Here is a 13,137-nt window from a genome sequence, read left to right on the forward strand (position 1 = left end):
GTGGGCCGTGGGGCTCGATGATGCCCCGGCGGCCATCGAAGCACTGCGCGAGGCGCTGCCGGATAACCCCCGCTGGGCAGTGACGGAACGCCATGGCGTACTGCTGATGCGCTATTTAGGTGCATCCCGAAACGAAGCCTGGGCCCTGTGTGAACACGCCTGGCAGCTACTACGCCCGCGCTGGATCGAACGCGAAGCGCATACCCCGCGTATTTGGCTAACCTGATTGGCAACACTTCGATGATGCTGGAGACACTCCATGGAACTGACCCCAAGAGATAAAGACAAGCTGATGCTGTTCACGGCCGCCCAGCTTGCCGAGCGGCGCAAGGCGCGCGGCCTGAAACTCAACTACCCCGAGGCGGTGGCGCTGATTAGTTTTGAAATCATGGAAGGCGCACGAGACGGCCGCAGCGTCGCCGACCTGATGAGTTACGGCCGCGAGATCCTCACCCGTGACGATGTCATGGAAGGCGTGGCCGAGATGGTCGATGAAGTGCAGGTAGAAGCCACCTTCCCCGATGGCACCAAGCTGGTCACCGTCCACACCCCTATCAACTAACCGTCCACCGCTAGGAGAGCGCCATGATTCCCGGTGAGTATCAGTTGCACGAAGCGGATATCGAGCTGTGTGCGGGCCGCGAACGCATCACCGTAGAGGTGGCCAATACCGGCGACCGCCCCATTCAGCTCGGCTCCCACTACCATTTTGCCGAAGCCAATCCGGCGCTGGTGTTTGACCGCGATAAAACCCGTGGCTACCGGCTGGACGTCGCCGCAGGCACCGCCATCCGCTTCGAACCCGGCCAAACCCGCGAAGTCACGCTGATAGCGTTCGTCGGCAAGCGGGAAATCTACGGCTTCCGTGGCGATGTGATGGGGCCGCTGGATCGTCCTCTGAATAGCTAATGGCGTCAGGCGATTAGGCTCCCCAGTGCCAGGCTTCATCTTTTAGGAGAGGCAATACATGAAACCGGTAAACAGAATCAGTCGGCGCGCCTACGCCGATATGTACGGCCCCACGGTAGGCGACCGCGTGCGCCTGGGCGACACAGAGCTATGGATTCAAGTCGAAAAAGACGCCACCCACTACGGTGAAGAAGTGAAGTTCGGCGGCGGCAAGGTGATCCGCGATGGCATGGGCCAAAGCCAGCGCCAGGATGCCTCGGTGATGGACACCGTGATCACCAACGCGCTGATTCTCGACTGGTGGGGCATCGTCAAAGCCGATGTGGGGCTGCAAAATGGCCGCATCGCCGCCATTGGCAAGGCAGGCAACCCCGACACCCAGCCCGATGTCGAGATCGTCATTGGCCCTGGCACCGAAGTGATTGCCGGAGAAGGCAAGATCCTTACCGCTGGTGGCATCGACGCCCATATCCACTTCATCTGCCCTCAGCAGGTGGAAGAAGCGCTGATGAGCGGCGTTACCACCATGCTGGGCGGTGGCACTGGCCCCGCCACGGGCTCCAACGCCACCACCTGCACCCCCGGCGAGTGGCACATTGGCAAGATGCTCCAGGCCGTGGACGACCTGCCCATGAACATCGGCCTGCTGGGCAAAGGCAACGCCAGCCTGCCGGAAGGGCTCGAAGCGCAGCTGGAAGCGGGCGCCATGGGCCTCAAGCTGCATGAAGACTGGGGCACCACCCCCGCCTCCATCGACACCTGCCTGAGCGTGGCGGAAAAGTACGATGTGCAGATCGCCATCCACACCGATACGCTCAACGAATCCGGCTTCGTGGAAGACACCCTGGCGGCCTTCAAAGAGCGCGGCATCCACACCTACCACACCGAAGGTGCAGGTGGCGGCCACGCCCCGGACATTCTCACTGCCTGCTCCAAGGAGTACGTGCTGCCGTCCTCCACCAACCCCACGCGGCCCTACACGGTGAACACCATCGACGAGCATCTCGACATGCTCATGGTCTGCCACCACCTGGACCCCAATATTCCCGAAGACGTGGCCTTTGCCGATTCACGTATTCGTCGCGAAACCATTGCCGCCGAGGATATCCTCCACGACCTGGGCGTGATTTCGATGATCGCCTCCGACTCCCAGGCCATGGGCCGCGTGGGTGAAGTGGTCTGCCGCACCTGGCAAACGGCCCATAAAATGAAGGTGCAGCGCGGCCTGTTGCCGGAAGATGAAGCGCTGGGGGCCGACAACCTGCGCGCCAAGCGCTATATCGCCAAATACACCATCAACCCCGCCATTACTCACGGCATCGCCCATGAAGTAGGCTCCATTGAAGTGGGCAAACTGGCCGATTTGGTGCTGTGGAAGCCCGCCTTCTTCGGCGTCAAACCGGCGCTGATTTTGAAAGGCGGCATGATTGCCGGAGCGCCCATGGGCGACCCCAACGCCTCGATTCCCACACCGCAGCCGGTGCACTACCGCCCCATGTTCGGCACCTTTGGCCGGGCGGCCAGCCAGGTAAGGCTCAACTTCGTCAGCCAGGCGGCCATCGATGCGGGCATCAAGGAGCGGCTGGGCCTGCAAAGTACGCTGTCGGCCTGCAAGAACGTGCGCGGCGTGCGTAAAAAGGACATGAAGCTCAACGACGCCTGCCCAGAGCTCACCGTCGACCCGCAAACCTACGAAGTGCGCTGCGACGGCGAACTGCTCACCTGTGAGCCCGCGACTGAACTGCCGCTGGCGCAGCGGTATCACTTGTTTTGAATGTAAGACATATCCTAGGCGACACGAGAGCCGGGGGCAGCCCGTAGAGAGGGTCTTTTGCCATGGATGGCAAAAGTAGCGTACAGGGAGGTATTTACAGCGCCCTCTCGTAGGGCTGCTCCCGGCGAGCCCCCCAAGGCTATAACAGGACGATATCGATGTTGAAACTGATTGAACGCCTCGGCCCCGTAGATGAGGACACCGCCAGCGACACGCTGACACTGCCCTTCGAGCTGCGTATTCGTGGCCGCTTGAAAGCCGAAAGCGACAGCGGCCAGCCGCTGGGCCTGTTTCTGGATCGCGGCCCGGTATTGCGCGATGGTGACGGCCTGAAAGCCGAAAATGGTGAGATCGTGCGCGTTTGTGCCGCCATTGAGCCCGTGGTGACCGCGCGAGTGAGCACTGGCTTACCCCTGGCACGGCTGGCGTACCACCTCGGCAATCGCCATGTGCAGCTGGCGCTGGGAGAAGACCAGCAGGGCGGCTGGGTGCGTTTCCCACCCGACCACGTTCTCGAAGAGCTGGCCGAGCTGCTGGGCGCGACGCTCGAGCACCACAACGCCACCTTCGACCCCGAGCCGGGCGCCTATAACCAGGTGGGGGGTGGGCATTCGCACGGCCATGGTCATAGCCATGGCCACGGGCATTCCCATGCTCACGACCACGACCACGACCACGACCACGACCACGAGCACGACCACGAGCACGACCACGACCACGACCATGGACATGGACATGGACATGGACACAGCCATGCCCACTAAGCCAGACACCTCGCCGGACCTGGCGCTGCTGGGCTTGCTGCAACTGGTGAGCCCGGCGCTGCCCATCGGCGCCTTCGCCTTTTCCCAAGGGCTGGAAAGCGCCTTCGAGCTGGGCTGGGTCCGCGATGAAGAGAGCCTGAGCGAGTGGCTGTCTGGGGTGCTGGAAGATGGCCTGACCCGCTGTGAGCTGCCGGTGATCGACCGGCTATACGGCGCCTTTGCCGACCAGCAAGGCGACACGGTCGCCGAGTGGGACCACTGGCTGGCCGCTACCCGTGAAACCGCCGAACTGGCCGCAGAGGATAGCCGCCTGGGCGCGTCACTCACGCGGCTGCTGGGCAGCCTGGCGCTATTGCCAAACGATGAACGGCTGCCAGGTGAAGACTCACTGACGCCGCTTTTGCCACCGCAGGCGGGTTACGTCACGATGTTCAGCTGGGCGGCTTATCAACGGGGCATTCCCGTTCATCAGGCGCAGCTGGGCTTTGCCTGGGCCTGGCTGGAAAACCAGCTGGCCGTGGCCTGTAAAGCGCTGCCGCTGGGGCATACCGCGGCACAACGTATCATCGAGCGGCTACGCAGCGAACTGGTCGTGGCCGTCGATCGGGCAAAGCACCTGGACGACGATGCGCTGGGCCCCGTGCTGCCCGGCGTGGCACTGGCCAGCGCCCTGCATGAAACCCAATACTCCCGTTTATTTAGAAGTTAACTGGCATCATTCAGGAGAAGAGAATGACTCACTGTTTACGCGTTGGCGTGGGTGGCCCGGTAGGTTCCGGAAAAACCGCGCTGCTCAAGCAGCTCTGTTTGGCGCTGCGCGATCATTATGATATTGCCGTGGTCACCAACGACATCTACACCCGCGAAGACGCCGATTTCCTGCTGCGTCACGAAGCGCTGCCCGCCGACCGCATTCTGGGGGTGGAAACCGGCGGCTGCCCGCACACGGCGATTCGGGAAGATGCCTCGATGAACCTGGCGGCCATTGACGAGCTGCACGTCCGCCACCCCAGCCTGGAGCTGGTGCTGGTAGAGTCCGGTGGCGACAACCTCTCCGCTACCTTCAGCCCCGAGCTTTCCGATCTCACCCTGTACGTGATCGACGTCTCTGCAGGCGACAAGATTCCACGCAAGGGTGGCCCGGGTATCACCAAGTCGGACCTGCTGATCATCAACAAGATCGATATCGCCGAGCAGGTACACGCGTCGCTGGAAGTGATGGAGCGAGATTCGAAGAAAATGCGCGGCGAACGCCCGTTCGTGTTCACCAACCTCTACGATGGCGTTGGCCTCGAAGAGATCATTCGCTTCATACTCGACAAAGGCATGCTGGAAGAGCGGCGCCCAGCGGCAGCAAGCGCCTGATAAAAAGCTGCCCTGACCAGGCGGTAAGCGGTCAGGGCAGCGGAAAAACGTGGTTGGCGTCGTGTCAAAACGGGCCATCCCTGGCCACCACTCAGCTACATTGAACTGATAACTCCCTGATAACCTTAACCTAGGTTATGAAAACGCCTGTCGGCTATTAATTATTTGTTAGCAAAGTAATAAATGTCGCAAAATGGCTAAAGATGACACATTGAACCTCTGTGGTTGGCCTCAGTTGCTGTAAATGGCGATGCCACTAACGGTGACGCTGGCGCAGGTGGTTGATCACGCCACCTTGCGCAATCAGCTCCCGTTGGCGGGGGCTGAGCCCATGATGCAGCGTCAGCTCGCCCTTGCCGGGGATATGCGCGGTCAGCGTGTCCCCGCGTTCCAGCTGCGCGTAGAGCCCCTCGATCACCAGGCAGTCGCCCTGGGTTAGCCGGGCGCTGTCTTCCTCGCGGGTAAAGGTGAGGGGCAGCGCACCAAAGCAGATCAGGTTTTGCCAGTGAATCCGCGCAAAACTCTTCGCGACCACCACCTGTAGCCCCAAGTAGCGCGGCACCAGTGCGGCATTCTCGCGGCTGGAGCCCTGCCCGTAATTCGTCCCCCCGATGATCGCGTGTCCACCCTGGGTGCGAGTGCTTTCTGCGCGCTCGGCATAGTGAGGGTCGACTGCCTCGAAGGTGAAGGGGGCCGAGGCATACACACTGCTCCAGTAGGGCAGCACCCGCTGCCCGGCAGGCATGATGTCATCGGTGGAGATATTGTCGCCGGTGACCAGGAGCACCGGCACTTCCAGGCGGTCCGGCAATGGGGCGAGCTCTGGCAGGGCCGGTGTGTTGTCGGTCTTCTGCAGCGCTTTCAGCTTTGCTTCATGGGGAGGCAGCGGCGCGTTGAACAGGGCGCGGTTCACCTCGATTCGGGCGGGCTCCTGGGGGCGGGGGTAGGGCATGTCGAGGGTGCGTGGGTCGGTGATCACCCCGGCCACCGCTGAGGCGGCGGCGGTTTCCGGGCTGCACAAAAACACGCTGTCTTCCCGCGTGCCGGAGCGCCCGGGAAAATTGCGCGGCACGGTACGCAGGCTGTTGAGCCCCACGGCGGGTGCTTGCCCCATCCCGATACAGCCATTACAGCCCGCCTGGTGCAGCCGAGCGCCGCTGGCGACCAGGTCGGCCAGGTAGCCCTGCTCGATGAGCGAGGTCAGCACCTGGCGGGAAGAGGGGTTGATATCCAGCGAAACGCCGTCGGCCACCTGCTTGCCGCGCACGATCTCGGCCACCACGGCAAAATCGCGAAAGCCGGGGTTGCCCGACGAGCCGATGTACGCCTGATGCAGCGGCTGGCCCGCCGCCTCACGTACGGTGACGACGTTATCCGGGCTGGAGGGCAGCGCAATCATGGGTTCTAGCTGGCTGAGGTCGAGCGTCTCGTGCAGGTCGTAGTGGCAGCCGGGCTCGGCAGCCAGCGGGGTCCAGTCGGCTTCTCGGCCTCGGGAGGCCAAAAAGCGCCGGGTCTCGTCATCGCTGGGGAACACCGTGGCCGTGGCTCCCATCTCGGTGCCCATGTTGGCCAGCACATGGCGGTCCATGGCGGAAAGGTGGGCAAGCCCTGGCCCGTAATACTCGATGATGGTGTTCTTGCCGCCCGCCACGCCGTGGCGGCGCAGCAGTTCCAGTACGATGTCCTTCGCCGAGACCCAGTCGGGCAGCTGGCCTTCCAGCTTGATGCCCCAAATCTTCGGCATGGTGATGTACAGCGGCTCGCCTGCCATGGCCATGGCCACTTCGATGCCGCCCGCACCAATCGCCAGCATGCCAAGGGCACCCGCCGCCGTGGTGTGACTGTCGCAACCGACGATGGACTCGCCGGGCACACCGAAGTTTTCCATGTGCACCGGATGGCTGATGCCGTTACCGGGGCCTGAGTACCACACGCCAAAGCGTTCGCAGGCACTCTTCAGAAAGAGGTAGGTTTCGGCGTTCAGGTTGTCGGCCTGGACGAGGCCGTGGTCGATGTACTGCACGCTGGGCTCGGTGTGTACACGGTCGAGCCCCATGGCTTCCAGCTCCAGCATGACCAGCGTGCCCAGCACGTCCTGCAACAAGGCCTGGTTGATGCGCAGGGCGATTTCACTGCCAGGGGTCAGCTCGCCGCTGACCAAGTGACGTTGAAGCAGCTGTTGGGCAAGGTTTGACGGCGGAACAGGGGAGGATGCGGTCATGGTCATTCACCAGGTTGTCGTTGTTATCGGTGGCACAGAGGATTCGGGAGAAAACGTGTTCAGGGCAGGGCGTAGCAGCGGTCCGCGCTGCCGGCTTTCACCACCTGACCGGGCGTGTCGTGGCCGATCAGCGCTGGCAAGGTGGCGGAAATATCCAGTAACGCGGGCAGGTGGACGCCGGTGGCGACGCCCATCTGCTCGAACATGTGCACCAGGTCTTCGGTGCAGACATTACCCGTGGCGCCAGGGGCAAACGGGCAGCCGCCCAGGCCACCCAGCGAGGCATCGAACCGCAGGATGCCCGCTTGCCACGCCGCCAGGGCGTTGGCCAGCCCCATGCCTCGGGTGTTGTGGAAATGCAGCGTGAACGGCACGCCGGGAAAACGCTCCAGCACCTGGCGGCATAGCGCGCCGACCTGGGCGGGGTTGGCCACGCCGGTGGTATCGCACAGCGTGATGCCTTCCACGCCTAGCGCCAGCTGCTGCTCGATCAGGCTGAGCACGCGGGCTTCGGGCACCTTGCCTTCGAAGGGGCAGCCAAAGGTGGTGGAGAGCGAGGCGTTGATGAACACGCCGCTCCCCTGTGCCAGCTGGATGATCGAGGCGAACTGTTCGAGTGACGCCTCTGGCGTCATGCGCAGGTTGGCGCGGCCATGGGCGTCACTGGCCGACATCACCAGGTTGATTTCATCCACGCCGCAGGCCAGCGCCCGCTCGGCTCCCTTGACGTTGGGCACCAGCACGGTGACCTCCACGCCGTCGCGGCGCTGAATGGCATTCACCACGTCGGCGGCATCGCGCAGGTGGGGAATGGCCTTGGGCGAGACGAAGGAGGTGGCCTCGATGCGCGCAATGCCGGTGGCAGTGAGAGCGTCGATCAGCGCGACTTTCTGTTCGGTGGGGATAAAGCGCTCTTCGCTCTGAAAGCCATCGCGGGGGGCCACTTCGTTGATTTGTAGGGTGGTCATGGCGGTCTCCGGTTAGATAATGCCCGCTTGGCGCAGCTTGTCGCGGGTGGCGGCATCGATGCCCAGCTCTTCCAGTACGTCATCGGTGTGGGCGCCCAGCGTCGGCCCGCCTTGCCCCAGCCTGCCGGGGGTGGCGCTCAGCTTGGGCAGCACGCCCGGCACCTTGAGTGGGCGGCCATCGGCGCGGGTGACGCTCTGGATCATCTCTCGGGCAAGGTAGTGGGGGTCGTTGGCGATATCGGCGGCGGTATAGGGGAAGCCTGCCGGTACGCGGGCGTCGTCCAGGGCGCTGAGAATGTCGTCGCGGCGGCGGGTCTGGGTCCAGGCTTCGATGGCTGCGTCGATCTCGCTGGCGTGCTGGCTGCGGCCATCGTTGTGGGCCATGGCGGGGTGGTTGGCGAGATCCTCACGGCCAATCACACCCATCAAGCGCTTGAAGATGCTGTCGCCATTACCGGCAATCAGCACGTATTCGCCTTCGCAGGTGCGGTAGGCGTTGGATGGCGTAATGCCGGGCAGCGCGCTGCCGCTGGGCTCCCGCACCTGGCCGGTGGCATCGAACTCCGGCAGCAGGCTCTCCATCATGGCAAACACGGATTCGTACAGGGCCACATCGATCTCTTGCCCCAGGCCGCTGCGCTGACGCTCCTGCAGGGCCAACAGAGTGCCGATCACCGCGTAGAGCGCCGAAAGCGAGTCGCCGATGCTGACCCCCACCCGCACCGAAGGCTCGCCGGGGTGGCCGGTCAAGTAGCGTAGCCCACCCATGGCTTCGCCAATCACCCCAAAGCCTGGCTTGTTGCGGTAGGGGCCGGTCTGGCCAAAGCCGGAAACTCGCACCATGATCAAGCCCGGGTTCTGGGCGGCCAGCGTGTCGTAGCCCAGCCCCCAGCTTTCCAGCGTGCCGGGGCGAAAATTCTCGACGATCACATCGGCTTCGGCGGCCAGGCGGCGCACCACCTCCTGGCCCTGTTCGCTGCGCAGGTCCAGCGTCACCGAACGCTTGGTACGGCTCTGGACGTGCCACCACAGCGAGGTGCCCTCTTCGAGAATACGCCATTTGCGAAGGGGGTCGCCGGTGCCGGGAGGCTCGATCTTGATCACATCTGCCCCGAACTCCCCCAGCAGCTTGGTGGCAAACGGACCGGCAATGAGCTGGCCAAGCTCTACGACTTTAAGTCCATCGAGAGGAAGCTGGCGCGTTGTCATAATGAAGGCTCCTGATAACGCTTGATCTGGCAGGCGGGTCTGGATGCAGACTCGACTGTTGTTGTCCATCAAGCATCTGCGAGCCTGCCGAGCATCACAATTAGGCAATCAGGAAACGGGCGTTCGTCACTGGCGAACCCTGACGTGGGCGCGCGGTACTTTTTCCAACGATGTTTTCGACCACGTTTCCAACCACTGATCGGGTAATACCATGCTGCGATTCGATTTTGTCACGCTCAGACTGTTCGTCGCGATTGCCGACGAAGGGCGCCTGACCGCTGCGGCGGAGCGTGAGCACCTGGCGCTGGCGGCGGTCAGCAAACGGGTCAGCGACCTGGAGACGTTGGTGGGCACCGAGCTTCTGTATCGTCGGCCACGCGGCGTTGAGCTGACCCCCGCAGGCAGGGCCTTCCTGCACCACGCCCGGCGTATTCTGGAAGATGTGGCCCGGCTGCAGGCCGAGCTGAGCGAGTACGGAGAAGGCGTGCGGGGCCACGTGCGCATTCATTCCAATACCTCGGCGATCATTGCTTTTCTGCCCCAGGACCTCAGCGCCTTTGCCCGGGAGTACCCGCAAATCAAGATCGACCTGCAGGAGCGCACCAGCAGTGAAGCGATTGCGGCGGTGCGCGACGGCGTGGCCGATATCGGCATCTTTGCCAGCCACGTGGCCGCCGATGAGCTGGAGGTGCGCCCCTATCGGCGGGACCAGCTGGTGCTGGTCACCCCGCAGGACCACCCGCTGGCCAGGCACGACAAGCTCTATTTGCACCAGGCGGCGGAGTACGATTTCGTGGGGCTGCAACAGGATGCCTCGCTGCAATCGCTGCTCCATGAACAGGCCAGCCAGGCTGGTAGAAACCTGCGCATGCGCATACAGGTACGCAGCTTCGATGCCATCTGCCGCATGATTCACTACGGCCTGGGCGTGGGGGTGCTGCCCCAGCGCACGCTCTATCGAGACCTGCAAGACCTCAAGCTACGCATGATTCCACTGGCCGACGAATGGGCTACCCGGGAGCTGGTGATTGGCATGCGCCATTACGCTGGCCTTTCGGTGGTGGCGCGTCATCTGGTCGACCATCTGCTATCCCCTCAGGAGACACCCCATGACCACTGATTTCGTTGATGACATCAAGGCGCTCACCTTCGATGTGTTTGGCACCGTGGTGGACTGGCGCGGCAGCGTCATCCGCGAAGGCGAACAGCTCAGCGCGGCCAAGGGCCTGGCCATCGACTGGCCGGCGTTTGCCGACCGCTGGCGGGCAGGCTATGCCCCGGCCATGAACCGCGTACGCCAGGGGGAGCTGCCCTGGACCAAGCTGGATGCGCTGCACCGCATGACGCTGGATACCCTGCTGGAAGAGTTCGGAGTGGCCGACCAGCTGAGCGAGGCCGTCAAGCAGCACCTGAACCGCGTATGGCATCGCCTCACGCCCTGGCCGGACAGCGTCGCAGGGCTGCAGGCGTTAAAGCAGCGCTTCACCCTGGCCACGCTCTCCAACGGCAACGTGTCGCTGCTGGTGAACATGGCCCGCCACGCGGGGCTCCCTTGGGACTGCGTGCTCTCCTCCGAGCTTGCTGGGCACTACAAGCGCGACCCCGAGGTGTACCACATGGCGGCCAATCTCCTCGACCTGAAACCCTCGCAGATTCTGATGGTGGCCGCCCACCAGGATGACCTGCAGGCCGCCCACCGGGAAGGCATGCGCACGGCGTTCGTGAAGCGTCCGCTGGAGTTTGGCCCCACGGCCACGCCAGACCTGAGCATCGACCCCTGCTTCGACCTGGTGGCCGAGGACTTCCTCGACCTGGCACGGCAACTGACATGAGGTATTCATCACCTGCCTGAAGGGGGGGGGCTTGGGTGGTGGGACGTTTCCGTTTATGTTGATGCTTTACTCGCTGACGCCGAATCCTTGGCCAGGTGGAGAGGCGCGGGCCATACGCAAGGAGCCGCTTTGATGAACATTGTCATTCCCGATGATTACCAGGATTGTGTGCGCGACCTGGATGCCTTCGCCAAGCTGGCAGGCCACCAGGTGACGATTTACAACGACACCGTCACCGATGAGGACGCGCTGGTCGAACGCTTCAAGGAGGCCGACGCGCTGGTGCTGATTCGTGAGCGCACGCCGATCACCGCGTCCCTGCTGGCGCGGCTGCCCAGGCTCAAGCTGATCAGCCAAACCGGCGGCGGCGCGGCACATGTCGATATGGCCGCCTGCCGAGCGCACGGCGTGATGGTGCTGGCAGGCACCGGCTCGCCCTACGCCGCCGCGGAGCTTACCTGGGGGCTGGTGCTTTCGGCCATGCGGCGCATTCCCGACGAGGTGGCCAACCTCAAGGCAGGCCGCTGGCAGCGCACGCTGGGCATGGGCCTGAAAGGGCGCACCCTGGGCGTGTTTGGCTACGGCAAGATTGGCCAACTGGTAGCTCGCTACGGCCAGGCGTTCGAAATGAACGTGCTGGTATGGGGCCGCGAGGGCACCCGCCAGCGGGCCGCCGAGGCGGGGCTGGAAGTCGCTACCTCGCAGGAAGCATTCTTCGAACGCAGCGATGTGCTGAGTCTGCACCTGCGCCTGAACCCGGAGACCCGCGGTATCGTCACCGCCGCCAACCTGGCCAGCATGAAGCCGACCGCCGTGCTGGTGAATACCAGCCGCGCCCCGCTGATCGAAGCGGGCGCACTGGAAGCGGCGCTGAAGGCTGGCCGCCCCGGCATGGCCGCCGTGGACGTGTTCGACGAAGAGCCGGTGATCGAGCATCCGCTGCTGGCGCTGCCCAACTTCCTGGCCACGCCCCACCTGGGCTACGTGGAGAAAGACAGCTACGAGCTCTACTTTGGCGACGCGTTCGAGAACGTGCTGGCGTTCGAAGCGGGCACGCCAGGGCGTAATCTGGCAGAAGAGGGCTAAGCCTCTGACGCACACCCCGCGAGCGGTGAAAGATCACCGCCCGCGAGGTGATAGAGGCCGAGGCGTCGGTTCAGTGGCCCGACCAGCCCAGCAGGATGGGCACGTAGACCACCAGCAGCAGAACGCCGATCAGCCCTAGCAGATAAGGGATAATGGCGCGGGTGATACGTTCCAGCGGCAGCTGGGTCACCGACGAGGCCACGTAAAGGTTGATGGCCACGGGTGGGGTAATCATGCCAATCGAGAGCCCCACCACGATGATCAGCCCGAAGTGGATCGGGTCGATGCCCAGCTGCAGCACCAGCGGCAGCAGCACCGGGGTGAGGATGATCAAGGCGCTGGCCGTCTCGATGAATACCCCGGTCAGCAGAATCACCGCCACCACCAGCAGCATGATTACGTAGGGATTGGTGGAGAGCGACAGCACCGACTGGGCAATCGCACCGGGCACCTGCCAGCTGGAGAGCGTCCAGCTCAGCACCGCCGACATGGCAATCACCAGCATGATCACGGCGGTGGTCATCGCCGAACGGATCAACAGCTTGTACACCTGGGGCAGGGTCAAGTCCCGGTACACGAACAGCGACACCAGCAGCGCGTAGTTCACCGCCACCACCGCCGCTTCCGACGGCGTGAAAATCCCCGAGAAGATCCCCCCCAGAATGATCACCGGCGTCATCAGCCCCCAACTGGCCGATTTCAACGTGCGCCAAATGGTGGCCAGCGAGAGCGGCGTGCCTTTCGGGTACTGGCGCTTGTACGCCTGGGTGATGGCAATGGCCATCAGCGCCAGGCCCATGGCCAGCCCCGGCAAGAAGCCGTTCAGGAACAGCTTGGAGACCGACTGCTGGGCAATCACCGCGTAGATGATCATCGGCACCGAAGGCGGGATCACCACGCCGATGGTGCCGCTGGCGGCGATCAGGCTGGCCGCCGAGGCGGGGTCGTAGCCCTTGCGCTTCAGCTCCGGCACCAGGCTCGACCCCACCGCCGCCGTGGTGGCCGCCCC

At 63.6% G+C, this 13,137-nt stretch carries 13 protein-coding genes and 1 pseudogene; 10 read left to right on the forward strand and 4 right to left on the reverse strand.

The annotated features are described in order from the left end of the window. The 7 genes and pseudogenes from B7L71_RS03105 to ureG all read left to right on the forward strand — a co-directional run. A pseudogene (locus B7L71_RS03105) lies at positions 1-226 on the forward strand (urease accessory protein UreD); the annotation flags it as partial. 33 nt (positions 227-259) lie between these two features. Beyond that, the gene (ureA, locus tag B7L71_RS03110; RefSeq protein ID WP_016915359.1) at positions 260-562 is read left to right on the forward strand and encodes an urease subunit gamma; all 303 of its coding nucleotides are present in this window, start codon (positions 260-262) and stop codon (positions 560-562) included. 23 nt (positions 563-585) lie between these two features. Continuing rightward, the gene (locus B7L71_RS03115; protein ID WP_062359179.1) at positions 586-909 is read left to right on the forward strand and encodes an urease subunit beta; all 324 of its coding nucleotides are present in this window, start codon (positions 586-588) and stop codon (positions 907-909) included. A gap of 58 nt (positions 910-967) precedes the next feature. After that, on the forward strand, positions 968-2,683 hold the full coding sequence (ureC, locus tag B7L71_RS03120) for an urease subunit alpha (protein ID WP_081135936.1): 1,716 nt from the start codon (positions 968-970) through the stop codon (positions 2,681-2,683). 158 nt (positions 2,684-2,841) lie between these two features. After that, positions 2,842-3,447: an urease accessory protein UreE gene (locus B7L71_RS03125; RefSeq protein WP_081135938.1), complete on the forward strand. Its 606-nt coding sequence runs from the start codon at positions 2,842-2,844 to the stop codon at positions 3,445-3,447. After that, the gene (locus tag B7L71_RS03130) at positions 3,437-4,156 is read left to right on the forward strand and encodes an urease accessory protein UreF (RefSeq protein ID WP_081135940.1); all 720 of its coding nucleotides are present in this window, start codon (positions 3,437-3,439) and stop codon (positions 4,154-4,156) included. The genes B7L71_RS03125 and B7L71_RS03130 overlap by 11 nt, the downstream gene beginning before the upstream one ends. Positions 4,157-4,179: 23 nt before the next feature. Further along, positions 4,180-4,812: an urease accessory protein UreG gene (gene ureG / locus B7L71_RS03135; protein ID WP_081135942.1), complete on the forward strand. Its 633-nt coding sequence runs from the start codon at positions 4,180-4,182 to the stop codon at positions 4,810-4,812. 256 nt (positions 4,813-5,068) lie between these two features. Here ureG and B7L71_RS03140 read toward each other — a convergent pair whose 3' ends face one another. Genes B7L71_RS03140 through B7L71_RS03150 form a run of 3 tightly spaced genes read right to left on the reverse strand, consistent with a single transcriptional unit; the run spans position 5,069 to position 9,210 of the window. Next, positions 5,069-7,033 carry an aconitate hydratase gene (locus tag B7L71_RS03140; RefSeq protein WP_229800813.1) on the reverse strand — a complete coding sequence of 655 codons (1,965 nt, stop codon included), beginning with the start codon at positions 7,031-7,033 and terminating at the stop codon, positions 5,069-5,071. A 59-nt stretch (positions 7,034-7,092) separates the two neighbouring features. Continuing rightward, positions 7,093-8,001 (reverse strand): hydroxymethylglutaryl-CoA lyase, encoded by a 909-nt coding sequence (locus B7L71_RS03145; protein WP_081135946.1) that lies wholly within the window; start codon positions 7,999-8,001, stop codon positions 7,093-7,095. A 12-nt stretch (positions 8,002-8,013) separates the two neighbouring features. After that, a complete protein-coding gene (locus B7L71_RS03150; RefSeq protein ID WP_016915351.1) occupies positions 8,014-9,210 on the reverse strand; it encodes a CaiB/BaiF CoA transferase family protein in 1,197 nt (398 codons plus the stop codon). A gap of 211 nt (positions 9,211-9,421) precedes the next feature. Here B7L71_RS03150 and B7L71_RS03155 point away from each other — a divergent pair, with 211 nt between their 5' ends. The 3 genes from B7L71_RS03155 to B7L71_RS03165 all read left to right on the forward strand — a co-directional run bounded on the left by B7L71_RS03155 (position 9,422) and on the right by B7L71_RS03165 (position 12,128). Then, positions 9,422-10,330 (forward strand): LysR substrate-binding domain-containing protein, encoded by a 909-nt coding sequence (locus tag B7L71_RS03155; RefSeq protein ID WP_016915350.1) that lies wholly within the window; start codon positions 9,422-9,424, stop codon positions 10,328-10,330. Further along, a complete protein-coding gene (locus B7L71_RS03160; RefSeq protein WP_016915349.1) occupies positions 10,320-11,042 on the forward strand; it encodes a haloacid dehalogenase type II in 723 nt (240 codons plus the stop codon). The genes B7L71_RS03155 and B7L71_RS03160 overlap by 11 nt, the downstream gene beginning before the upstream one ends. Positions 11,043-11,174: 132 nt before the next feature. Beyond that, entirely contained in the window at positions 11,175-12,128 is a 954-nt protein-coding gene (locus B7L71_RS03165; RefSeq protein WP_081135948.1) for a D-2-hydroxyacid dehydrogenase family protein, read from the forward strand. Between the two features lie 70 nt (positions 12,129-12,198). Here the strand turns inward: B7L71_RS03165 and B7L71_RS03170 are convergent. Then, positions 12,199-13,137: TRAP transporter large permease (locus B7L71_RS03170; RefSeq protein ID WP_081135950.1), on the reverse strand; the 939-nt coding region annotated here is incomplete at its 5' end.

It is taken from the genome of Halomonas sp. BC2 (assembly GCF_002078115.1).
In the GTDB taxonomy this organism is placed as follows: Bacteria; Pseudomonadota; Gammaproteobacteria; order Pseudomonadales; family Halomonadaceae; genus Vreelandella; species Vreelandella stevensii.